The organism is Janthinobacterium sp. GW458P (assembly GCF_002127585.1).
Classification (GTDB): domain Bacteria; phylum Pseudomonadota; class Gammaproteobacteria; order Burkholderiales; family Burkholderiaceae_D; genus Janthinobacterium.
The window spans coordinates 61,562-83,684 of the sequence record NZ_NEGZ01000027.1; the positions used below are offsets into that span (position 1 = coordinate 61,562).

General features: G+C 52.8%; 18 protein-coding genes. 9 read left to right on the plus strand and 9 right to left on the minus strand.

The genetic code is table 11. The features are described from left to right. Window positions 1-5: 5 nt before the first annotated feature. From CBW50_RS16155 to CBW50_RS16175, 5 genes are all read right to left on the minus strand, one after another. Complete coding sequence (locus tag CBW50_RS16155) at window positions 6-1,112, minus strand: site-specific integrase (protein ID WP_172404786.1); 1,107 nt, start codon at window positions 1,110-1,112, stop codon at window positions 6-8. A 782-nt stretch (window positions 1,113-1,894) separates the two neighbouring features. Then, the gene (locus tag CBW50_RS28915) at window positions 1,895-3,103 is read right to left on the minus strand and encodes a hypothetical protein (protein WP_139842536.1); all 1,209 of its coding nucleotides are present in this window, start codon (window positions 3,101-3,103) and stop codon (window positions 1,895-1,897) included. Window positions 3,104-3,371: 268 nt separating this feature from the next. Beyond that, on the minus strand, window positions 3,372-4,253 hold the full coding sequence (locus CBW50_RS28920) for a hypothetical protein (RefSeq protein ID WP_139842537.1): 882 nt from the start codon (window positions 4,251-4,253) through the stop codon (window positions 3,372-3,374). Further along, window positions 4,231-4,953: a hypothetical protein gene (locus CBW50_RS16170; RefSeq protein ID WP_139842538.1), complete on the minus strand. Its 723-nt coding sequence runs from the start codon at window positions 4,951-4,953 to the stop codon at window positions 4,231-4,233. The genes CBW50_RS28920 and CBW50_RS16170 overlap by 23 nt, the downstream gene beginning before the upstream one ends. Then, window positions 4,953-5,765: a TIGR04255 family protein gene (locus tag CBW50_RS16175; protein ID WP_086146510.1), complete on the minus strand. Its 813-nt coding sequence runs from the start codon at window positions 5,763-5,765 to the stop codon at window positions 4,953-4,955. Before CBW50_RS16175 ends, CBW50_RS16170 begins: the two co-directional genes overlap by 1 nt. A 355-nt stretch (window positions 5,766-6,120) precedes the next feature. Here CBW50_RS16175 and CBW50_RS16180 point away from each other — a divergent pair, with 355 nt between their 5' ends. Further along, entirely contained in the window at window positions 6,121-6,630 is a 510-nt protein-coding gene (locus CBW50_RS16180; RefSeq protein ID WP_139174407.1) for an AlpA family transcriptional regulator, read from the plus strand. Between the two features lie 87 nt (window positions 6,631-6,717). Here the strand turns inward: CBW50_RS16180 and CBW50_RS16185 are convergent, their stop codons facing one another. After that, window positions 6,718-7,353: a LexA family transcriptional regulator gene (locus tag CBW50_RS16185; protein ID WP_086146511.1), complete on the minus strand. Its 636-nt coding sequence runs from the start codon at window positions 7,351-7,353 to the stop codon at window positions 6,718-6,720. Between the two features lie 86 nt (window positions 7,354-7,439). Then, window positions 7,440-8,012 carry a hypothetical protein gene (locus CBW50_RS16190; RefSeq protein WP_086146512.1) on the minus strand — a complete coding sequence of 191 codons (573 nt, stop codon included), beginning with the start codon at window positions 8,010-8,012 and terminating at the stop codon, window positions 7,440-7,442. 174 nt (window positions 8,013-8,186) lie between these two features. Between CBW50_RS16190 and CBW50_RS29975 the strand changes: the two genes are divergently transcribed. The 6 genes from CBW50_RS29975 to CBW50_RS29980 all read left to right on the plus strand — a co-directional run bounded on the left by CBW50_RS29975 (window position 8,187) and on the right by CBW50_RS29980 (window position 15,808). Further along, window positions 8,187-10,649, plus strand: coding sequence for a type IV secretion system DNA-binding domain-containing protein (locus CBW50_RS29975; RefSeq protein WP_226935952.1), 2,463 nt, complete (start codon window positions 8,187-8,189; stop codon window positions 10,647-10,649). Window positions 10,650-10,911: 262 nt separating this feature from the next. Continuing rightward, window positions 10,912-11,490, plus strand: a complete 579-nt coding sequence (locus CBW50_RS16200) for a hypothetical protein (protein WP_139842539.1) — start codon at window positions 10,912-10,914, stop codon at window positions 11,488-11,490. 66 nt (window positions 11,491-11,556) lie between these two features. After that, complete coding sequence (locus tag CBW50_RS16205) at window positions 11,557-12,732, plus strand: ArdC family protein (RefSeq protein WP_086146514.1); 1,176 nt, start codon at window positions 11,557-11,559, stop codon at window positions 12,730-12,732. Window positions 12,733-13,492: 760 nt separating this feature from the next. Continuing rightward, entirely contained in the window at window positions 13,493-14,311 is an 819-nt protein-coding gene (locus tag CBW50_RS16210) for a TIGR04255 family protein (RefSeq protein WP_086146515.1), read from the plus strand. 241 nt (window positions 14,312-14,552) lie between these two features. After that, entirely contained in the window at window positions 14,553-14,864 is a 312-nt protein-coding gene (locus CBW50_RS28930) for a hypothetical protein (RefSeq protein ID WP_139842540.1), read from the plus strand. 14 nt (window positions 14,865-14,878) lie between these two features. Beyond that, the gene (locus CBW50_RS29980) at window positions 14,879-15,808 is read left to right on the plus strand and encodes an SEC-C metal-binding domain-containing protein (RefSeq protein WP_086146516.1); all 930 of its coding nucleotides are present in this window, start codon (window positions 14,879-14,881) and stop codon (window positions 15,806-15,808) included. A gap of 708 nt (window positions 15,809-16,516) precedes the next feature. Here the strand turns inward: CBW50_RS29980 and CBW50_RS28940 are convergent. Together CBW50_RS28940 and CBW50_RS16235 are read right to left on the minus strand one after the other, a co-directional pair. Beyond that, window positions 16,517-17,194, minus strand: coding sequence for a hypothetical protein (locus tag CBW50_RS28940; RefSeq protein ID WP_139842541.1), 678 nt, complete (start codon window positions 17,192-17,194; stop codon window positions 16,517-16,519). A gap of 732 nt (window positions 17,195-17,926) precedes the next feature. Beyond that, window positions 17,927-18,472, minus strand: coding sequence for a Shedu immune nuclease family protein (locus CBW50_RS16235; protein WP_226935954.1), 546 nt, complete (start codon window positions 18,470-18,472; stop codon window positions 17,927-17,929). A gap of 157 nt (window positions 18,473-18,629) precedes the next feature. Here CBW50_RS16235 and CBW50_RS16240 point away from each other — a divergent pair, with 157 nt between their 5' ends. Together CBW50_RS16240 and CBW50_RS16245 are read left to right on the plus strand one after the other, a co-directional pair. Further along, window positions 18,630-20,588, plus strand: a complete 1,959-nt coding sequence (locus CBW50_RS16240; RefSeq protein ID WP_086146521.1) for an McrB family protein — start codon at window positions 18,630-18,632, stop codon at window positions 20,586-20,588. Beyond that, on the plus strand, window positions 20,588-21,907 hold the full coding sequence (locus CBW50_RS16245) for an McrC family protein (RefSeq protein WP_086146522.1): 1,320 nt from the start codon (window positions 20,588-20,590) through the stop codon (window positions 21,905-21,907). The genes CBW50_RS16240 and CBW50_RS16245 overlap by 1 nt, the downstream gene beginning before the upstream one ends. Window positions 21,908-22,123 lie beyond the last annotated feature (216 nt).

The following is a 22,123-nucleotide window of genomic DNA, read 5'->3' on the forward strand; positions in this document are numbered from 1 at the left end:
GAGCATTAGTCCATCCGTTCGGCTAGCTCATCGCCCCTAAGATTTGCGTATCGGACCAGCATGGACAAGTCGCTATGGCCAACAATCGCCATGATTTCAAAGACCGACAGCCTGCGCTTGTAGAGCACCATCCGACTGATCGCTTCGTGGCGAAGGTCATGGAACCTAAAATCAATCAGCCCTGTCTTTTTCACGAACTTGTGGAACCCCGCGGAGACGCTAAGAGGTTGGCCTAGACGGTGGAATACACGGGTATTGCCATCAAGTGCATCGCTCTGCAGTTCCCTCATATAGTCCAATGCCAAGGAGGAAAGTGGAACAGCGCGCTCCTTATTACACTTGGTTTTGGCTGCAGGTATGGTCCACAACTTCCTAGGCAGTGCAAATTCTGCCCAATCTGCAAGAACCAGCTCTTGAAGGCGAGCACCTGTCTCCAAAGCTAACCGCATTAGGAGGAGCCATTGATCTTTTGATGGGGCCTGGTGGCTGGAAATGGTCGCTTCTAGGCGTTTTTGCTCGTCGGCAGATAGCCGTCGAGACCGTTTGTTCTCCCAATGCTTGGGGAAGTGCCTTCTTGAAAAGTTGAGTTCGGGAGCGGGAATATCTAAACATTCAGCCCTCCACTTGCAGGCAATCGCCATAATTTGCAAGTGAACAGAAATTGTCTCATAGGAAAAAATTGTTTTTCGTCTTGTTTTTTCCCTGCGCATCCGTTCGACGTATTTTTTGTTCCAAGAGGATGTGATTTGGCGCAGAGAATTACAGCCGACACTTCCAGCAGTGCGCACAAGGCGGACAAATTTTATGATCGTCGGTAGATTTTTCCTTTGTCGTTCAGTCGAGTCGCCGCTTACGGAGTATTTTTGCAAAATTTCGTCCAAGCGTTCATCAAGCAGGCTTTCAACCCCTGCCTGTTTTGGCTTAAGGCGCGCCTTTTTCTTGGCTTCTGCAAGCGCAAGTTTTCTAAGCTCGGGTTCAATGCGTTGCGCGAACTTATCGGCGTCATCCCGGTTAGCAAAAGTTCGCGTTACGGGCAGTTGCCCCTTGATTCTAACTGTTGTTTGCCAAGTGCTTGGTTTGTTCTTGCGTGTTCTTTCTATGATGGTAGCCATATTTTTCTCCTTGGTTCGGCTATGAAAAGTGGGTTTATTCATTGCCGACGAAAGGGCTTTTCAGCCACCCGCTCGTCGGAGCTTAGAACAGTGTTTCTGCAGCACATTTGCAGCGCAGCAGTCCACACGGAACCGATCCCGTAAACAACCAAGGTTTGCAAGAGTTTACAAAGACATCATTTTTTTATGTATGGTCGGAGAAGTTGCTGCCGCTGGCACCAAATTCCTGCTAGAAAGACAGAAAAATACGTTCCGTTGCAACAAAATATGGCCTTTTGAGCACCAAAACGTCTTGTATTGCACATTTTTTGGAGTATTTAGAGCAAATGTTTTTTCCGCTGCAGTCCGCTGCAGCGGAAAAGTTTCGGACAAGCGGTATTTATCGACACATCCTTAGATCTGGTCGAGCGTCGGTTTTCGTTGATCGCGCGGGGTTTGGATTCCAATAAATTCGCGGCGATGGCGCCGCGGAAGCTTGGAACTGGGTATATAGGCTAGACGCGGCTTGCCCAAGGCAAGGCCGCAGTCGACGGTCTTCTATTTTTATATTTATTAACATCTATAGATGTGGGCCGTGCGTCCCAGTTAAACCCGAGGAACTTCCTGGTTAAACCCGAGCATCTTCCCGGTTAAACCCGAGCTGTCTGGCTGAACTTCCCCCTTAAACCCGAGAAACCTCCCAGTTACACCCGAGATGGCGAGCATTCGCAAAGTCATCTGCTCCGTTAAACCCGTCAGCCTGGCTTGTCGATGAGCAGATTCCGGCAAGGCAGGTCGGACATTCAAAGCGCGACCCTGCGACACTTTGGAATACATAGGCTTTCCATCCCGTCGAAGGCTTTGGGCGATGACGGACCGGAGAATGATGGCTGTTCTGGGCCGCGCACAATGACTACAGTCCAAGCGTCGCTGGATCTGCCGTTTTTGATAATCTCAAAGTCTGCGACAAGCGCAGCTGCGGAGATTTTCAGCTCGCTCAGGGCGGTGCGAATCGCCGCTGGAAATTTCCTATTTTGTCCATCGAAGCCGCACAGTGAACGCAGGTAGCCGACCGAGAGGCCCGGAGAACTCTGGTGGGTCGACAAAAAATCATGAAGCCACTGAGCTAGCGAGGTGGCCAGTCCGTTGCGGCGCTCGCAGTCTATTTTGAATTGATAATCCAAGCACATGGCCGCGGCCATCCATTGCATGTCCAGCTCAACGAAATACTTCTTTTCTTGACGATATGCGGCCGAGAGCAGCTTGCCCTCGTGGACTTGACCGTCGCTAAGCTTCACCTGAATGGCTGCGCGCGACAATCTTTCCACGCTTTGCCAGATTCGCCTCAGGGCTCCGCCGCAGTGGTCGGATGAACCCATCAGTGTTGCGATCGCCGCCAACTCAATCCGTATAGGAATATCGTGGCGAGGCGCTCGTTTGACGATGCTGATCACCGCTTGCCACACCTGTTTGTCCCGCATATACAGCCGTTCCCCCGACAGCGTCAAATCATAGCTTCCTTGTCCCTTTACAGGGCCATCGTGGCTTACCCCTAAAACGATCCTGCCAGCCCGGAAAAGGGCGCTTCTAACCATGAATGCGGGACATCGGTCGAGGCCTCTTTGGCTTGGCAGGCGCGATGGCAGATTTTCAATCACGGGTCGCGCAATTTCCCCTGATGCTGGCGACTGCTCGTGCTTGATCGGCGGGGGAGGTAGGTCTTCGCGTCTTGGCGGCTGCCGAGGCGGCTGAGGAAGGTCCCAGTCGTCTTCTGGCGCCAAGGCGTCCAATGGAGCGCCATCTTTTCCGTAGTGGTTGAGCATGTTTTCGTCGCGTCGGTTGATTGGCCTCGTCAGCTTTCTGAAGCGGAAAGCGCCGTTGGCCAGATGTTCCCCGCCGTGTCTTGCGCAGGCAAGGGCAACTGAGCCTTTAAAGCTTGCCGGGCCGCGAGTGGATCTTCCGCTCAGTGTCTCGTATTGGACAGGCGGTGCCGAGCCGTCGCCTGTCTGCATGGCGACAGAAACCCCTGTTCGTTTGCCGTCCTAATGCCGCGAAGCCATCTGGCCACGGCTAAGGCCTATTTTTCGCCTTCTCCAAATGTTATATGTGTTCAACACAATTAGTGCACGCTGACTTGATCTGGACAGCCCGTGGCTGCTAGCGATGTGCTTGGCATATTTACTCTACGCTGCCAAAATTCGTTGAAGATCGCACAGCGGAAAGCCATAAAAAAGCCGGTTGGAAACCGGCTTTTTTATGGCTTTCTATTTTTTTGCTTATTTATTCCATGGCATCTTCTTCGGGCCCCGACAGATAATCTCTGAAATTAAATCGCAAATGCTGCTCAATCAATGTCGCGTCCCAGCGAAGAGCAGGTAGTGCTTGCTGGTCCAAGATGATAGAAAAATTTTCCGCCAGAATTTTTTCTCGTGACGTCTTAGCTTCACCCTTTTCCACCTTGATGTTTGCCGTTGAAAAAAGTTCTGCGAGCTTAGTTCTCACATCCTTTAATGTTGCTTCTTTTGACACCACGACTCGTAAATCCATGTCACATGGCGGCTTAACATGCTCTGGTGAGTTCTTGTTATTATCTGAGACCTTGATGAAAATCCCGAAAATATCCGCCTCGTGAGCTGCAAGCAATTTGTCGATGGCCGACATGAATTTCCCTTTAGTGAGGGCTGTGTTCAACTCATCGGACAGCTCTAATCGTGTATAGCCTCGTGCGAGCCACGCGGAGAAGTTGTCTTTATGTTGCTCGGACTGCCCCAATGCTGGGATGTTCTTAAGCGCCATGCACGGTGCTAACAGAGCTAAGTTTTCGCGTCGACCCCAGTGGCGTTCCTGCGTGTCGCATATCAACCATGTCTCTCCTCCGGAGCTAGACGCTTTGGTCTCCAGCAATCGAGGATTGCGCCCGCCTCGGCACGCGGTCGCGCTTTGTTTCACGACGTTGGCGGCGATCCACTCGACCTTACTTATTTTTTGAAAATCATTATTGTAAAGATTGCATGTTTGGCTTGCCATGATCCAATAAGCAAAACCTTCGGGAAGGTTGGGCTCGACCGAGCGGAGCGTTCCGTCTTCAACTACTGAGCCTTGCCACCATTCCGCGTTTTTGATTTTGCTTACAATGACATCAGAGGTATCTATATTCATCATGGTTGTGGAGGTGAGAAACCGCGGTCTCGTCGAGACTTGACCGAATCTTTGCAACGTAATTGCCAATGGGGCCAGACAGCGCGCTCAACGCACCACGAGCGGTCGCGAGCCGCCTCGCGTCACCCGACTTCAAAATATCTACCAGAGCCTCGCCTCCGGCCTCGTCAAAATTCCAAAATTGCCTAAGGTAGGGACGCAATTCGGCTCGAAGCTCTTGCTCTATCATCGTTTTTACCGAAGCAATGTAGCTGGCGTTTGTCGCTCTTGCTCCATTCGTCCAATCGTAGACCGCCTTGCGAGTAACTCCAAATAACGAGGCGATTTCGCTCATGCTGATCTCAAGGTTTGTGCGCAACCAAGCGATGTCGCTGACGGTGTTGATTGCATCATCGATTTTGGAGGCTTGTTCAAAAGTCGTTTTTTTCGAGCTTGATTGTGCCGTGCAAACAAATCTTGAAAGCTCGTCGAATATTCCGATAACCCATCCAGAATGTTCGACGTCAGTAGCCAGTGCTGCGGACGTTGTTTCTTCCACGATCACAAGCTGGTAGCCGCGAGAGATTGATGGGGATGTTGAGTAAAAGTCGAGCACCGGGCGTGACCCTGATTCTGCCATTGCTCCGACGCCGGACGTCGTCAGCGAGCGATTCAAGGCCCGCAATGAGCGAGAACCCTCATATTCCATGACAGCTAATGACATTACGCTTCTCCTCTCCATACAGCGAAGGCTTTTTCCGCACAAACGGTCCGGAAAAACTCATTGGAATGCGAGTGCAGGGCACTGAGTTTTGCGACCGCCTCGTCCACGTCGATCCTCACGGGAATCAAACTTGTCCAGATTGAATCCGAATCCAACACGCCATGTCCCATCTCTAAAGGAGGAAGCGCCGGCCCCGCAGGACCGAACTCTTGTGTCAGCACAAACAAGGGCACCAAGTCGTCTGGGACCGACACATACTGTCGGCCAGCCCAGAATCGAGCTTGCAGCATCCCTGTTTTCGTCCGGTAGACAGTTTGCGATAGGCCGCTTTCCACGCTAAATTCGGCAGTTTGAAGAGGTTTGGGCAGGTATTCGGCAGGCAGATAATCGGATAGATTTTCTCCTTGGCGGGGCGCGATCCGATCCAAATATCGGATGCCTATGGCGCCAACGTCGAAATGTTTCATATGCGGTTGGATTGCTTCCAAGACAAATCGAAACGTTTCCGCAAATTCAGTGAACCGTGTATAGCGCGTTGTATGCACCACGATTTGCTCGTGCATGATCTGGCAGCCCATGCTCCTGTCAGCGGTGTGAAACGCCCAAGCTGCCGGCTCGGACGATGGCATGCGCGTGGAGGACTCTTGCGAACGGTCCCCATAATGGATCTGGTTAATTAAGGGAAACCGCTCGCGCAGTGCGTCTTGAAGTTCGGCAATCTTATGCGGTAGCGAGAGCCACCGTTGAAAGCGCAACGACGCCAAGACATAAAAGAGCGGTTGGTTTGGCAGAACGCCTGTCCGATCAATCACTTAAAACTCACTTTGAAAATGACTATACACGAACTATACATCACCGGCTGCACAACGCAACACTTGTATGAATTAAGTTGGATGTGCCGTCAAATTGTAAGTTTTCAACAAACAGGATGCTCTGATAACCAACAGCCATCAAGTGGTTGTGGGAGGTTCATACTGAACGAAGGATGTAAGAGTCGATCTAACCCAACGGTGTCGATGGCATGTTTGCCAACAGCAATGTGGTGGACCTCGACAGAAGGTCTCAGAGCTACCTTCTGTCGGCGAAGAGTCTGAGCTCGCTAACTCTGAGCAGTGCTATTGGCTGCCGCAGCCAACCGGCCACGGCCATTCACTCAACGGAGAAAAGATGAGCTGCTTTTATGGAAAACAATGCAATTGCGTAGGACAATGTGACTGCTCAAAAGATGACGCCGCCGACAATCCCTCGCTTGCAGACATTGCGGAAGCTGAGCGCATGCGCGTTAAGCTTATGATCATCAAGGATTATCAGGTGGAATCAGCGTTCATCAATGTCACCAAGCTAGCCCGAATCCTGGGCATTTCACCCTCGACTATTTGGAGACTAATTCGCAATAGGCAATTTTTCATTCCCTATCAAATCTTTAATTTCACACCTATGGTCTGCATAGACGACCTGGTCGAGTGGTATTGCGCGCGCGATTGCCTTTCGGCACTCGAGGCTGCCGAGACCGAGGCACTCGAGAAAAACGAGCAGGAAGAGACCGCCCACGCTCGCAAGATGAAAGAGGAGGCCATGGCGCGGGCGCGGGCAACATCGATTGTCGATGATGCCTTGGCTGCGATGGGGCTGGCTGATAGCAGTCCACGCTCTAGGGTTTTTCGGCCGAGGCGATGACTTTTACTAAAAAATGGCATGGGGGTTTGGNGCATGGGGCTTGGGAGATGACGCTCTCCCAAGCCCCATGCCATTTTACGGATGAGATCAATGAATACTGCTAGGAGGAGTGATCACGATGCCCAAGATGCGCATGTGCGATTTTTCGATGATCGAAATGGCCTTAAATGCCGGGTTTGCTGCGGTCAAGATATGGGCGCCGCCTATGATTCTTAGTGTTCTAACAATCCTGCCAATGCCCATTACATCCGCGCACACGATGTCGCCATCCTTTGGCTCGGCATTGAGCTCGACGTCGACCATGTCGCCGTCCTTGATTCCAAGGTCGCGCATCGAGTCGCCATTAATGCGCACTTGTTTTTTTGCATGGGTAATTGCCGAGGCGATGCGCGCAACATACTTCTCCTCAGCGGTCATGCCAGCGATCATCGTCGATGGGATCTGAATCGTGGAGGGCATTTGAGTCGGAGAGGGCTCGTCATCGCGGTTTTTTCTGGCGCTGAGCCACTGCTCATAGGGCTCCAAAGGCGCTTCCGCAGATGTTTCCTTTTGGGGCAAGGTGTCGTCGCTCGTCATTGACGCAATGTCATCGGCGGAAAATTCGCCACTAGCAATGATGAATGCCTCGAGTGGCGAGAGCCCGGCGCTTGCGGGCTTGGCCTTGCTGGGGTTTGAACGGGGCGCGGGCTTCCCCGCGCCATTTTTCTTAGTGTTTCGAATCATCGGAGAGAGCCTCTTTGTTTCGCCATGCGCCGCGATCTCAGCGTGGCATGAGCGGCAGGAAGAGTGCTTCCGCCGTCACAGCCGGATCAGAGTCTCTCCGACTTTTTAAACTTTCGCAAGACCCGCTTTCTTGCCGCGTCATATGCGCCAACGGTGAGGCCGAGCGAGGATCTGATTTCCCGAGCCGGCATGTCCGACAGAAGGCATGCAAGAACGTCCCCCGCGACTCTGTCGGCCCCGGCACGGAGCTGGCCTAGTATCGTCTTTGTGGAGATGCTATCGGCCAAGCGCTCCTCGGCGCGAAGGACAGTCTCTTCGGCGGAGATGTGAAAGTTCTCGCCCAGGAAAGACCACTCAAGAATGTCCTCGACTGGAATGCCCGATGCCGCCTGCGTCAACTGCTTGTTGCGATCGGCGCCGGCAATGCTGCGCATGGTCATGACCAGGTAGATTTCAAAATTAACGCTTTTGGGCCAGCGGCGGCGCTGCTCCACCGTCAGGTATAGAGCTTCATGCATCAGATCCAAGGGCTCGGTGAAATGGGTTCCCTTTATGTATCTTCTGGCCACTCCTTGCAAGATTTGCCTCTCGCGTGCGTTGATGTTGGTATAAGCGAGCATCGTTTCTTCCGGCGTTCCATATTGATTCATAGCTGTCATTGCTTCCTCCGAGTGATTGTCTTCCTGCCTTCGACTGCAAACTGGAAGGGCCTTCTGCCTAGCCGGATTTGTTTGTCTGACTAGCGGCGAGGCTAGCCGCTCGTCAAGACGGCCGGCGCCCATGTCGGAAGCCGATTTCCCTCCGCAGTGCCCTGATTGGCATTGGGAGAAGCGATGAACAGCGACAACGGTCGGACCGAATTTGACTGGGGCATTTCAGCCCCCGCCGCGCCATCCGTGGGGCGGGTGAATGTGGTGGGATGGATCGGCGCCAGCGCGACGCTTGGAGCTTTTCTCGGGATTTTGGCGCTGATGTTGTCTTGGCGGGCGCTGCCTTGGCTGAATGACCCTCCGGGCTCCATCTCGCTGCACTTCAGCTATCTGATTCGCTCGGCCCTGCATGGCGTTTGGAGCTGGGCATTTTCAGATGCGGCCCGCAGCTATGCCCAATTTCTGGAATCGCTGTCTGCGGGGGAGAGGGTTGCTCTGATCTCTCGCTTGATGTTTGCGCTGTGGGTCGCGTGCCTGCCCGCGGTGTTTCTGGCGAAAATCTACCTCGCTCCGCGCAATGGCCTGCTTGTGCTGAGAGGATCGGCGCGCCATGTTGGCGCCCAAGCGGTCGAGGCGCTGAATCTGATGCTCGCGGACCGGGTCAAGCGCCGGCCTGATCATCCGATTGCCCCGGACGTGCCTTATCCAGCTGATATGTGGACTAGGCACGTCCTGGTGGTGGGAGGCGTGGGCTCTGGCAAATCGACGGCGCTCAAGCCGATGATCCAAGCGGTGATCGAGGCGGGCGAGAGCCTGCTCCTTTTCGATCCGAAGGGAGAGTTCACAAAGGGCTTTGGCGAACCCGAGATCATGGCGCCGTGGGATGCCCGGTCCCTGGCGTGGGACATCGCGAAGGACATGCGGAACATCGGGGACATGCGGCGCTTTGCCGCGGCCATGATCAGGGAGGCCCAAGATCCGATGTGGTCCAACGCGGCGCGGCAGATTGTTGTCGGCTTCATGATCTATTTGAAGACGACGCGAGGGAATGGGTGGGGATGGCGCGAGCTGGCAGAGATGATGTCCATCCCGCAGGCCAATATTCTGCAAATCATGGAGGCGTGCCACCCAGAGGCAATGCGGTCGGTGGAGAGGGCGTCCGTCACCACGCAGGGCATTTTGATCAATCTGTCCTCATTTTGCGCGTCGATCTTTGATCTGGCCGAGGCTTGGGGCGAAACACCGGAGGATCGCCGTGTCAGCTTTGTGGAATGGGCGCATGGCGGGATACCAGCCAATGATGTTGGCGAGGCCATTGAAGGTCGCGGCGCCATAGATGATGGTGAGCCCGTTGAGGGCGGTGCGGGCCGGAAAGGTAAAAGGAAGGGCGGGGAGGCAGTTGAAGGGGAAGCCCGTCGGAAAGGTAGCTCGAAAGGAGCCAGTGAAGTTGAGCGGGAAGGTGGCCGTAGAAGTAGCGGGAAACATTCCCGGGGCGTGCGCCGGCAAATCATTCTTCAAGGGCATGGCGCCTATCCGGAGCTCACCAAGGGCTATTTGGAGGGAATCATTGGCACCGTCTCTGCGATTGTGAACAGCGTGGAGATGGATGACGACGAGAGCCGCAAGCTGTGGATCATCGCGGACGAGTCGGCGCAGATGGGCAAGGTTCCGATCCGGCCGCTTTTGGAGGTCGGCCGCTCGCGAGGCGTGCGCTGCATCCTGGCCTGCCAAGACTTGGCGCAGCTGGAGGAGATCCATGGCGCGCTCATGGTGAAGGCGATGGTGTCGATGGCCGGCACCGTCCTGGTCGGGCAGCTCATGCAGGGAGACACCGCGGAGCAAATGTGCAAGGCCTTGGGCTCCCGAGAGGTCGAGCGCTCAAATATTTCCTACGGCGGCAGCGGCGGGAGTGGCTCAGGCAGCTCGACGACGCTTTCGTTCGCGCGTGACGAGATTGCAATTTACAAGCCATCGGAGCTGGGTTCCCGCCTCGGCCCAACCCCCGATGGCAAAGGTGTTCGCTTGGCGCTCTTTACCGGTGGCCAAGCATACGAGCTGTTCTGGCCCCATTACAAGATGAAAAAGGCGCGGGCGGCTCACGTGCCGGCTGCATGGACTCAAGATGTCAGCCGAGGTGCGGGCTATGTTGGCAGCCCTGCGGCGTCCTGCCCGGCCCCGATCGCAGCATCAACCCTAGCCGCAGCTCCAATCCCAGCCGCAACCCCAGCAGAAACCCTAGCCGCAACCCCAGTTGCAACAAAATCGCGAGCCGCAAAGGCAGCTCCAATCTCTGGCACAACCTCAGTGGCAGCTCCTGCATCCGCAGTGCCAGCAGCAGGCACTGCTCTAATTCCAGCCGGGCACACTGAGCCAAACACTTTTTATCCCGATTCGTCTGGCTCGTTCGCTTTTTCCCGTGTTCCACTTGGGGCCAGCGTTGACTCGCCAGCATCGAGGACAGATTTTCGCCCGGAACTTGCGCCATTGACCAAAATTGAGCCGGTGCGCAGTGAGCTGCCCAGCGATTTGCACGACTTGCCCGGCGTGGAGGAGCTGTCAGCAATGCTGAACGAAGCTCTTGATCTTAAAAAAAAGAGGGCATCCAAAAAGACTGGCGATGCGAGGAGCGATGCGATCAATGACTGATGAATTTGCATCTTGGCCGAACGATGGCGGCGACCGTTCGTCGCAGTCTTGCCAATTTCCTGGCAAGCAATCGGCGAATAACCACGCGCCAAAGCAGTCCCGTGCATAGCTGAACGGAAGAAGCATATCTAATGCTGCCGGCAAGGGCCGCAAGGAATGGTGCGGGGACGTGGACAGCATCAGCGGCGAAGGCGGTGGGAGGGCAGGGCCGGAGCAAGAAGCCAGGTGTTGGATGTCGAAAACATGCTGTATGGGAGGTTTGATGAAAAAAATGAAATCAAGACGAGAAAACGGTTTCAATTGCTCGGGTTTCATCATCAATAGGCTGTGCCTTGCGGAGGTGCGCGAAAGCCCACGAGGTGCCTCGTTAGCCACTCAAGCCATTGCTAACGAAGACGAGGTCCTCGCTGATCTGGATGTCGACCTTGTTGGGGACTTGGGCAACGACCAGGATTTGGCGTCTTCAAGTGACCGAGTAGGTATTGGCGCACCCATTGAAGCCCACATTGAAGCCCCTATTGAAGAGGAGGTCCCCATTGAAGAGCTCAATACTAAATTTCGAAAGAGCTGCATTCAAGATCGGCAAGCTGACAAGGAAAAATACGCGGGGATGCTTTTTGTAAAGCTGGAACTCTGCGTTTACGTGCACAGCAAGTTAAAGGAACGTGGCGGTGTGGAGCGAACCAGCTTGTCGCGGGAACTGGTAAATGTGATCCGAAAAATGCTAACGGAACAGGCGCACATGGATCGAGTTCATCAAAGAATTTGCGGGGCAAGCCTGGCGCCGCGCGCGTTTTCCCAAGACCAGAAGGGCGGCCATCAGGATATTGATCCCCAATAGGTCTTTGTAATGTAGGGGGGGACGAACTGATCAGGTCTTCATAGTGGCAAAAATAAGAGGTGAGACATGCGTGTCGAAAACCCAGCTGTGCAATTTAACGGACATGCTCGCTCTGCAGGCGAAAATGTTGGAAATAAAGCAGACGTGAAATCTGAGATCGCTCTCACACTGATTGAAGCGATGAAGAGCGGGAATACCCCCTGGCAAAGACCTTGGGCGGCGCAAGCTCTCAGGCCAGTGAATCTCGCCACGAACAACGGATATCGAGGCATAAATAGGCTGTTGCTTGCTTTGGGGAGCTGTCTTGATGCCGAGGGACGCTCCGATCCTCGGTGGGCGACCTATCAGCAGGCGCAAGCAAATGGCTGGCAGGTCAGGCGAGGTGAGAAAGGGACACCGATCGTGAAGTTGGTTGAAGTCGGGAAATCTGCGAGCCCGGATGCACATCAAAGCTCTTCTGCTGGCAATCGTCAACCTGCCGGCAGCGTCAGATCTAATGCCAATGCAAATGCCGGAAGTGGAAGTGGAAGTGGAAGTGGAAGTGGAAGTGGAAGTGGAGGGGGCGGGGGCGGGGGAGGCGCGGGCGGTGGACTTTCAGGTGCGCTGAATGCGCAGGCGGGAGAGACCGAGCGCAAGGCTTTCGCGCTGCGCCGATACGTCGTCTTCAATGCTCAGCAAATGGATGGCGTGCCACCTCTTGAAGCCCCATCTGAAAAGCTGTTCGATCCTGTTGCCCGGGCGGAGGCGGTGATCCAGGCTCTTAAAGAAAAGACGGGCTTACTCGTCGTTCATGGTGGCACCGATGCATGCTACGTGCCGGCCCTGGATGAAATACGTCTGCCGGCCAAAAAGTCATTCCATAGCGTCTATGACTACTATGCGACGGCCCTTCACGAGGGGGCGCACAGCACGTTGCACAAGAAGCGTCTGGACCGGCAGGAGGCGATCGCCAAGCGTTGGGGCGACGAGGCATATGCCGTGGAAGAGCTGAGGGCGGAGATCTGCTCGGCGATCCTGGCGGCCGAGACAGGCGTGCCAATGTCTCAAAGCCACATCGACAACCACGCGGCCTACCTCCAACACTGGATCAAGGCTGTGAGCACTGACCCGATGGTCATTTTCTCCGCAGCGAAGGACGCCGAGCTAATGGCGGAATACATGCTTGGACTGGAAAAGCTGATGACCTCCATGGAGGTGCACAAGGAATGGGTCGAAGAGTATGACAATGTTAGGTGCGCTTAAGTTCTTGATAAAATATTTTGTTGTCAAGAGTGTCATGTTGATGCCATTTGTTATTTTTAAGATGGACTTCGCACCGTTTAGGCCACGCAAGTTGGACGGCTACTGAGGCATCTCAATTTGCGCCCGTCCGGCTCAGCTAATGTGGTGGAACGGGGTGGGTGGTCATGGATGCGTTTCAGGAAGAGCTGATGTTGCTGTTAGCTGTCAGCTTCACACGTGACATTGTTCGCTGCATGGCTGTTGGCCGACATGAAGTGCCGTTGCCGCTAGCATTGGCCGCTTTGGCTTGTCGACTTTGCACGAGAAATTTCATGGTGGTGAAAGAGCGTATGGTAGAAGGGTAGGACAACGAGCGTTTGGCTGCATGCAAGCTAGACATCTTGCTTGATCCAACTTAACAGGCTGACGGCCGTGAGTATCTGAACTCGCTGCGAATGCGATTTGACTTCATAGCTTAATGCCTCCCTTGCAGGGAAAGAGGCTTGGTCGCTGCTGGTCTCGATGCGAGGTTGCGCCCATTTCAGGAGGCATCGCCTCCATGACTGTTGCCTACGTGACATAATTTAACCCGTGTGCAAGAATGCCTGTATTGGAGGCGCCCTTGCGCCTCATCGGGAGGCAAGGTAAAAGTCTTCACGACCATAGGTGATGCTTCGGATGTGCTAAAACGCTGTGATTACTGTTGTGTGTATCGGATTTTTAGCCTATTGTCTAGCCGGAACACATGAGTATCATGGTATGGATATAAATAGGAGCAATAATGAGCGTCACCTTGGTAAATGCCCCCTTAGTTGAACTGATTGCTGAGATCCGCTGGCGGAGTGCTTCCGAAGGTGGGGCTTCGGTCTCAGAATTGGCGCCGCTAGGTCCAGTCCTTATCATGGACACCGGAGGGTTGGATGAGTTTTATATGCACTTTGGCGGCAGGGCCTTTGCAATGAACTTCGCAAGTAGCGAGCGACTATCTCCGGCGGGAGTTCCCACTTTCTTGCATCAACCGGTTTATAGATTCAAAAAAACGACCGACGGCGTCGTGGACTGCCTTTATCAGGTGGGGCCTGGAATTTTTTCGGCAAATGCCATTCCTCCCTATAAATCATGGGAGCAGTTTGCGCCTGTCATTCGTGCGGGCTTAGAGGCACTCTTGGCATCCCGTCCATCCAGTGAGGTCGATGAGCCGATCATGGCAGTAAGTTTGCGCTACATTGATTTGTTTGGCCCGGCCCTCATGGGAGACCAAACCCCTGCTGCTTTTATTCGCGATGTATTAGGGCTTCGTCTGGAAATTCCGCCAGCTCTTTCGGGACTAGCTTCAAGTGAAGCGGAGGTGAAGCCTTTTCTTCAGTTGCAGATTCCTATGAGAGATGGCATGGCAATGTCTTTCAGTGTTGGCGAGGGGGGAGCGGCCGGACGGCAGGGTGTCATTATGGACACTTCCGTGGCGACCACGGTTGACGTCGCTCCTTCCGTGGACGCTGTAATGCAGGCGTTCAATGTGGCACATGAAGCAATCGATGCGTCATTTCGCAAGTTGATTGCGCCGTTGTCTAAACTGTTGCCGGCGGAAAAAGGAGAGTGATATGAACGTTACAATTGAAGGGGCATTATCCTCGGCGCCGTTCTTCTCCCGTGCATTTCAGGGCCAGACCGGGATTCGGACCATATCGGCCCCGGCGGCCTCTCAAGCGTTGCAAGGCTTAAACCAGTCAGGGAGGTCGCACAGCGCATTAAGCGGTGTTCGTTTTTATAGCTCGAGTCCCGCAGCGCGGACTTCGCCATTGGACTCGCCTGCATATCTTGCCGCGAGATTGGAGATAAAAATGCAGATCGATGAATTCACCAGCGAATGGAAGAAGGGAGTGCTTGATCCAGACGCTGAGGTGAGCGCAAACGCATTGACAAGAACGGCGAGGCCGGTTTTTCGCGCGATGTTAGAGCTTGGGGATTGGGCGGTTGATTTATCGGGCCTTGATCCTAAGCAAGTAAGTGCGATACATCTGGCAGTCATTTTACGAGCGACTTTGCGTAGAAAAGAAAAAGTAAAAGGTTGGTCGGATGCCTTGCGAGTTGCTCGCGAATCGCTCGCTCAGAGTGGCGTCGATGAACGTAAGATCCTCTCGGGATTGATTTAAGTTTAGGGGATTAGATGGCCTATGAAGATGTGAAAAATGTGCAGCTGGGCCCCGATAACATCGCGGTATGCTTGGCCCATGGTCTTTTTGGCAGCCATTTGGGGATGGCGTTTTATTCGGAGGAAGGTGATGCGAAGATGCTTCATCTGGCCAACCATCGGCGGCTTAAACTCGACACATACGAAAAAGAATCTCATCCAGGCGGGAATTGGATTGCTCATGTCGTCGCCATGGAGCCTCTGCACGCGATACAACTCATTGCGCTGGCTCGGCTCTATGCTGAGCGTCATGAAGCGAAAGAGAATAATCACTCCCGGAGCCCCAATTACGGCATGAATCTATTGGCGGGGCGGGGAACCATCGATTCCATGGGCGCATATACGCCCACAGAAAATTCGGATGGCTTCACTTGCGCATCTATTATTGCAGAAATATTTAGCGCATCGGGATATGGGCTCGTCAATCTTGATAATTGGAGTTGTAGCGATGAAAATCGCATCTGGGGTGAAGCGATTATTTGCATGCTCAAGGCTAGCGAGGTCCCCAAGAGTCATATAGAACATGTATCTAAATCGTTCCAGGGATTGCGCTTGTTACCAGAGGAGGTAGCCGCCGCCGCAGAACTTCAGTGCGACGATCTCCCCGCCGAATACTTACAATTGGGTGTTAGGTCATTGGAGCTGACGCAAGAGATCCTCAAAAAATGCGGAACTCCATTGCAGATTCCTGCCGGGCATGTTTTGGCAAAATGCGTCCAATTGTATCAAAAGACACGGCGCCCCGCCGCTCAAATTATAGCTCCGGCGTTGACTGTGCAAGGGTTGATGGCTTCCATTGCCTCACAACCGGCCACCAAGCCTATTTGCCGATTTGTTCCTGTGGGGCGAAATGATCCGTGCCCATGCGGTAGTGCTAAAAAATATAAAAAATGCCACGGCGCCTAAGCCGATGTAATCGATACGTGAGTCGCCTACGTTAGACTGGAGCTATGCAGCTTTTGTTTTTTTGTTTTTGATTGTTTGCTTATTCGTTATGCCTCGTATCAACCAGCCAGTAGCACGTCCTTCAGGTGTAATCCATTTCTCTCGTCCTTATTGTCGAGGCGCTTCCCCGCCATGACTAGCGTCGGCAATTTGTGCCGCTCCGGCGGTGAAAAGCGCAAGGTCCTGTTGGTGTGCGTCCGCATAAGCGATCTCGTGCAGGCTATGTTCCAATAGTCTATCAGGAACATCAACGCGCTGGCATCCTGATGTTGCGCTTGATGGCTGCGGAGGCCAAAAGATCGAGCGGGAAAATTTGGGAAGTTGTTATGCCTGATGCCATCTTTCCATCGTTCGAGCGTGGCGCCGCTGTCAACATTTAGGTCAGCGATTCAGTCAGTATTGGCGAAAGTCGGTTTCGTCGACTTCAAAGGTGCCGGAGATGGGCTTTGCTTGGTGGGCTTGGGGAGCCCCAAGAAGCGATGGGGGCTCTCGGCCTCCCGCGAGGCCGAGCGGAGGTATTGGAGCTGCGCGGAGTCCATGCCAAGGGGGGGCATGGTGAGGACGGGTTCGAAGTCTTTTTCGGTCATGGCGCACGCCAAAGCGATGCCACAATTAAATGCCTGAATGAACGTTCCCACCTTTAATCAGAACAGAGCCAATAATCTTATTTTATAAAACTGCAATGGCTTGAAGATCATGGAAGGAGTGCCCTATCGAGTCGATATATTCTCTCGCTAAAGCGCGTCGATCGGTGAGCTCAGAGTGTTTGAAATTTTGACTATCGAATTTTATGTAGCTACCGACGGCATCATACATATTTAATTGGTAGATTCCACACAGTCCAACAATGTTGTTCGCGATGCTGTCTTGTAGTCCGCGAACTTTCGAGTTGAATGATCTAAGAGGGCTAGTATGCCAAAAGTCTCGAATATTCGCAAGTGTATCGAGCATATCTGCGTCGATACGGAAAGCGAGCTCCTCGTATTCGTTGAACAGGTATTCGAACATCGGGCCGAATTCTTTTAGATAGGTCCGCGTTTCTTGGATATCTTCTTGGCTAAAGTTTGTTGAGTTGAAATGGAGATACAAGTTGTCCCTATACGTCCTCACTTCAATCGGTGTGTAGTTTTTGGTTTGACTCGTGGTCGAGTCGAACTTGTCATGATGTTCTAAGCAGAGCCAAACCAGATTTCCGAATTGGGAGTTCTGATTGTTGCCATCCAGATGCGCAATTTGTCCTACACGTTCGTTTAGGTTCTGGTCTAATCCAAAGCAAAGAGCGCACCTGCGTTTGCTTTTTATGACGACATCAGCTTGAGTTACTGGGGTTGCAGATTTTCGAGGCATCTTTAATTCTCATTGAAATTGTATCGACAAAAGAAGGTTGCGTGCACAACTATACTGGGTTAACGCCATATCGTTATACACATCTTTTTTAAATAATAAAATCAATGACTTGCAGCCAGCTTCTCTGGGTGTGACGGCCATGGCGACGAGACCTATTTTCGTCGATCCCAAGAGGGCGCTNGGGCGGCAGGCAAGGGCCGCTCCAACAAGAATTGGGTGGTCTTGGTCGTCCGAGCCCGTGGCCAGGAAGAGGGCAAGGTCCTGCCGAAGTTTTGTGGAGAGGAGATCGCCAAGGCCTTGGCCGGCTCGATCGCCGCCCGCGAAGCGGTCATTTGTGTGGACGGCCTTGGGCGTGTCGGTCAAGAGTTTCGTGGCCAGCTATAAATGCCTGGGCCTGAGTAAGGCGTGGCACGTGCAGTCAGTTAACAATTCTACCACGAGAGGCTCAAACGTAGATCCCTAGGGGCCTTCGCGACGTCACCACGATGCATTTTCCGAGCTTTTGGCGTGGATGCGCTTGAAGTGCTAGGGCTCGGGCGCGGCCCGAGCCGAGGACCTCGCGTCGGCCCTCAGAAGACCAATCCTTCACCATTAACCTGAACAGAGCCGATGCGACACTGAGCTGGCTCGCCCGAAAGACCTTTATGCTGACTGAGAGAGTTTGTTATAAAGTATGGAAGACAAAGTCAACGCTAAGCAAAGAATGCCGCCTCGGGTCTTTAGCGGGTTTGTTTACTGGAAATTTGCCTTTCCTGAAATTAAATTACCGCTGCTGTTGTGATTGATGATGTAGCTTGCCCGCTCATAGAGCTCGTCGAAAGTGATGATTTCCGGCCATGCTGTATTGCGGCGATACAGCTCGAAGGAGCGGTATTGTTCGACATTGACTCCGTGTGGCCCCATGAATTTCGACAGGCTTCCAATGACCAGAAATGACCTCGGCTGAAAGTTGAAGGCCTCCTCCCCAGTCGGTGCACCTTTCTCATCCTGCCCTACGAATTTCGCACCGATCTGGGAGACGGCCCCATGCACAGTGCCTTGCACTTGGGCTACCGCGCCGACAAGCTCCTTTGACGGCGCCCAGCATCCGGCGCGGTATGGATCGTCTCCAAGCAGCTTAGTCGAGTGCGTTTTGATCTCGATGAAGCACAGGCTTGCGATGAGGCCGCGCGTCTTCATGAGGGCATCAACGCGCTTGCCGTGAGAAGCTACTGAGTGACCTTGAACCACGTTCTCGAGCTTCTTGTCGTCGAGGGATGATAAGAAGAGGTAGCCCAAGCCATAGCCGAAGACATGGGGAATTGGACTGGCAAAAAAATGAACCTTTCACGTATGATTGAGCAATTGTTTCAGTCGGCAGCATTAGCGAGCGAACATCCACCAGGCGGGCTGCGTAAAGCCTGATCGCAGGACCCGCATAACGAAAAGATTAAATATGAGTCGATACAATCCAAAAGGTCACGCGGCTGCAGTCTTTGCTGCTGCGGAAAAATTCAAAAAACAGGCTCTTATTGATGGCGAATCCATCCTGGATGTCGGGCATCAGAAAATCTGGATTCCCCAGAACTTCGATCCTCTCATCAAGCATTACGTCAACAATCCTCTCATCGACGATGAGAGGAACATGGTGACTAAGCTTGGTCAGCAGTTGAAGCCGTGCCCCGCTGAAAGCGTAGCTTTGTTTGCTGAGATTTACTGGATTCTTTTGCTGGGACCAACCAATCTACGAGCCTCGAAAAAACGCGAGCGTGTGCATTATGTCTGGAATATGACATCCACGCCGATTTCTACGTTGCCCAGTGACGACGCAAACTCTCAGTTCTTAAATGACTCTGCACTGTCTGGCATAGGCAGTGCAGGTCCAGGTTTTAATATGTATCAGTGGAAGGAACTTCAATTCGCCGTCGTCGCGTTTAAAAATTTGATGGAAATGGATTTGGATGTTCGTTCTTTATTGCTCGCCGAGCCTTGGGCTTTTGCCGAGTGGCTGGACCATTTCGATGAGGCGAACGGCAGGCAGTTCTATCACTGCTTATGCCATCTCATGTTTCCTGATGAATTCGAGAGAATTTTTTCGGAAAAGGACAAAGCCAAGTTAGCCCGTTCTTCTATGCTTGGCATTTCGCCATCGAGTTTGAAGGATAGACCCTCTCGAGATCAAGCACTCTTCACAGCAAGGCAAGCCTTGGAGACTGCCAAGGGTAGTTTAGAGGTGGACTTCTACAAAGATCCTCCGATTCTTGTCCGCAGCAAAATCCTGAAACGTCCGAAGACTGCTGCGAATTTATTCGATTTGACGGTCGACAGTCCTTCTGACGCTGCTGAGGAGCCGCTCGACGAGTCAGAAGATGCGGAAAGTGTTCCATTTTCCGATTGGATACCCATCAATCGAATTTACTTTGGGCCTCCTGGCACCGGTAAAACTTACGAGATGTCAAAATTACGCAGTGAACGTTTTGATGACGGGGAGCAGATTGAATTTCTATCATTCCATCCAAGTTACTCCTATGAGGATTTCGTAGAAGGTTTTCGTCCAGAACCAGGTAAAAATGGACAGCTCAGTGATAGACCTGTTAAAGGACCATTTAGAAGGATTTGTGAACAAGCTCATGCAAATCCCGACATACGACACACGCTGTTTATTGATGAGATCAATCGAGCCAACGTAGCGAAAGTTTTTGGCGAGCTCATTACAATTTTGGAAGAAAGTAAGCGATGTGATCCCGGTGTAAAGTTCGAGGACTTTTCATCGTCTGTAACGCTGCAATACAGTGGGGATAAGCTGGCCGTGCCGCGTAACTTGGACATCATCGCGTCGATGAACACAGCAGATCGTTCGGTGACTGCGATCGACCATGCCTTGCGGCGTCGCTTCGAATTCATCGAGTGCCCGGCGATGCCGGAATTGATCGAGCCGCCGATGGTGGGAGAGATTGATTTGAGGAAGCTTCTGAGTGCTGTCAACGATCGTGTGGAGTTTCTGCGAGACCGGGATCATGCCATCGGGCATGCAATTCTCATGAATATCGACGACATCGAAGGACTGAGAAGAGCCTTCTCTACTCGCATCATTCCGTTATTGATGGAGTATTTTTTTGAAGACACGCATCAGGCCAAAATCGCATTGACTGGGAAGACGGGGGCCACGGTGTTCTTTGATGAACGACCTTTAACTCCAAGTGCGCTCTTTGACGGGTGTGAAGATTTAGTGGGCACTGAGAAGCGCCTTGCCATTAGTCCTGCTAAGAAGATCGAGAAATGGACTGAGCTCGATTTCAGGCTGCTCTACGACCGTTCAGCCAAGGCGTCGGACGAACCTATACGGGCCGAACCAAGCGTAGTTAAGGTGCAGCATGGCGCCGCCGCAGCTACTGAAGCATCTTCGGTGCTCTAATGCAATCCATCTCGGTGTTTGAACGCGAGACGATTGCCGTAGTTCGTGCGGGTGACGTCCGCCTACATAAGCCTCGCGAGGCTGGCGGTCGCCTATGCATAGATGAAGCCTCAGCTGCTGCGTTAGAAGGTATGAATCAAACACGCCCAAGATTTTGCCGTAGAGTCGTCGGCGGTATTCAGCTTTATCAGATGTGCGGGATTGTGCGATTGCCTAGTGGTCAGGTGTTGGAAATATTGCCCAAAATTTGGTCGGCAGACGATATGCAGAATCCGGAGCGATCAAAAGAGGAAGAGCGGGCGAGGCTGGCTCTGTTGCGGATGCTGGCGAGTAATCAGGATTTGAAACTCTCGATTTTGGATAGCGCCGCCCAGGACTTGGCGAAACTATCGTTGCTGGACGTATTTGTCCGGGCATTTCTTAATGAGGTGCTTCGGATCGCTCATGGCGGGCTAAAGTCTGGCTACGTCGAAAAAATTTCTGATTCGCCGGCATTGCGTGGGCGGCTGATGTTTGTAGAGACGCAGCTTTCGGGCGTTGGTAGAAACGGTCTGATCAGGTGCATCCATGATGATTTTTCCTCGGACAATCCATATAACCAAGCACTGCTTGCTGCCTTGCTTGTGTGCCGTAAATTTGTGCTATCGGCAAAGACCCATCGCTTATGGCTTGAGGCTAGGTCCATGCTGTCCGCGATTTCAGGGAGGAGCATTACGGTCGCTGTTATCAACCGATTTGCACGTAACCGATCTACCAAACGATACGACGAGGCACTGAGTTGGGCTAAGGTCATTCTAGGCCTTCAAAGCCCCACCTTATCTTCCGGTGTCAGCGAGGCTCCATCACTGCTCTTTGATATGGAGAAGCTGTTTGAGCGTTGGGTTGAAATCCACACTCAGAAAAATCTTGAAGACCATCTGGTCGCGAGACGCCATTGCACCGCAAGGCACTTGGCGAGTATTAATCCACCAATGGGCTCAGTGGCAGCATCGAATGCCGGCATACCAGTCTTCAGGCTCACCCCTGATGTGATTGTGTGGAGAAAAGATGATCAGTCTGCTGGGGCAGTGCCGGAGCAGGTTGTCGACGCAAAGTGGAAAACGATAGAGCCTGCGGCAAAAGATTGGGGAGTGCAAGAAAGCGATGTTTACCAAATGCTTGCCTATGCCACTCGCTTTGGATGTGGGAAGGGGGTCCTTGCGTATCCTGTATTTCAGGGCGGCAATTTTGTTCTACCAATTCCACCTGTTTTTCATATAGAGAAACATCATAATTCATTTGTTGAACTGAAGCTTTTGCTGATTCCTATTGATATATAACCTTGGAAAAAACATTCGCACTACTACCTCGTGGATGTCCAATAGCTTACATGCAACGGCGTCGAAGAAGAGGGCGCCCTTGGAGTCCAAGCAGAAGACCTTGCTGCCCTTCGATACGATGAAGTCGGGTAGGGATGAGGCAGTGTCAGCTTCGGTCGGCAATGGCATATGGGAGCTGACCGTTGCTATAATGCTCGATTACGCAAGTCGAACTTT

Excerpts from the sequence above, each read along its gene's own strand:
- CBW50_RS16155 (WP_172404786.1), bottom strand. The coding sequence starts at position 1,112 with ATGGCTACCATCATAGAAAGAACACGCAAGAACAAACCAAGCACTTGG.
- CBW50_RS28915 (WP_139842536.1), bottom strand. The coding sequence starts at position 3,103 with ATGCAGACAGGCGACGGCTCGGCACCGCCTGTCCAATACGAGACACTG.
- CBW50_RS28920 (WP_139842537.1), bottom strand. The coding sequence starts at position 4,253 with ATGATGAATATAGATACCTCTGATGTCATTGTAAGCAAAATCAAAAAC.
- CBW50_RS16170 (WP_139842538.1), bottom strand. The coding sequence starts at position 4,953 with ATGTCATTAGCTGTCATGGAATATGAGGGTTCTCGCTCATTGCGGGCC.
- CBW50_RS16180 (WP_139174407.1), top strand. The coding sequence starts at position 6,121 with ATGAGCTGCTTTTATGGAAAACAATGCAATTGCGTAGGACAATGTGAC.
- CBW50_RS16185 (WP_086146511.1), bottom strand. The coding sequence starts at position 7,353 with ATGATTCGAAACACTAAGAAAAATGGCGCGGGGAAGCCCGCGCCCCGT.
- CBW50_RS16190 (WP_086146512.1), bottom strand. The coding sequence starts at position 8,012 with ATGACAGCTATGAATCAATATGGAACGCCGGAAGAAACGATGCTCGCT.
- CBW50_RS29975 (WP_226935952.1), top strand. The coding sequence starts at position 8,187 with ATGAACAGCGACAACGGTCGGACCGAATTTGACTGGGGCATTTCAGCC.
- CBW50_RS16200 (WP_139842539.1), top strand. The coding sequence starts at position 10,912 with ATGAAAAAAATGAAATCAAGACGAGAAAACGGTTTCAATTGCTCGGGT.
- CBW50_RS16205 (WP_086146514.1), top strand. The coding sequence starts at position 11,557 with ATGCGTGTCGAAAACCCAGCTGTGCAATTTAACGGACATGCTCGCTCT.
- CBW50_RS16210 (WP_086146515.1), top strand. The coding sequence starts at position 13,493 with ATGAGCGTCACCTTGGTAAATGCCCCCTTAGTTGAACTGATTGCTGAG.
- CBW50_RS28930 (WP_139842540.1), top strand. The coding sequence starts at position 14,553 with ATGCAGATCGATGAATTCACCAGCGAATGGAAGAAGGGAGTGCTTGAT.
- CBW50_RS29980 (WP_086146516.1), top strand. The coding sequence starts at position 14,879 with ATGGCCTATGAAGATGTGAAAAATGTGCAGCTGGGCCCCGATAACATC.
- CBW50_RS28940 (WP_139842541.1), bottom strand. The coding sequence starts at position 17,194 with ATGCCTCGAAAATCTGCAACCCCAGTAACTCAAGCTGATGTCGTCATA.
- CBW50_RS16240 (WP_086146521.1), top strand. The coding sequence starts at position 18,630 with ATGAGTCGATACAATCCAAAAGGTCACGCGGCTGCAGTCTTTGCTGCT.
- CBW50_RS16245 (WP_086146522.1), top strand. The coding sequence starts at position 20,588 with ATGCAATCCATCTCGGTGTTTGAACGCGAGACGATTGCCGTAGTTCGT.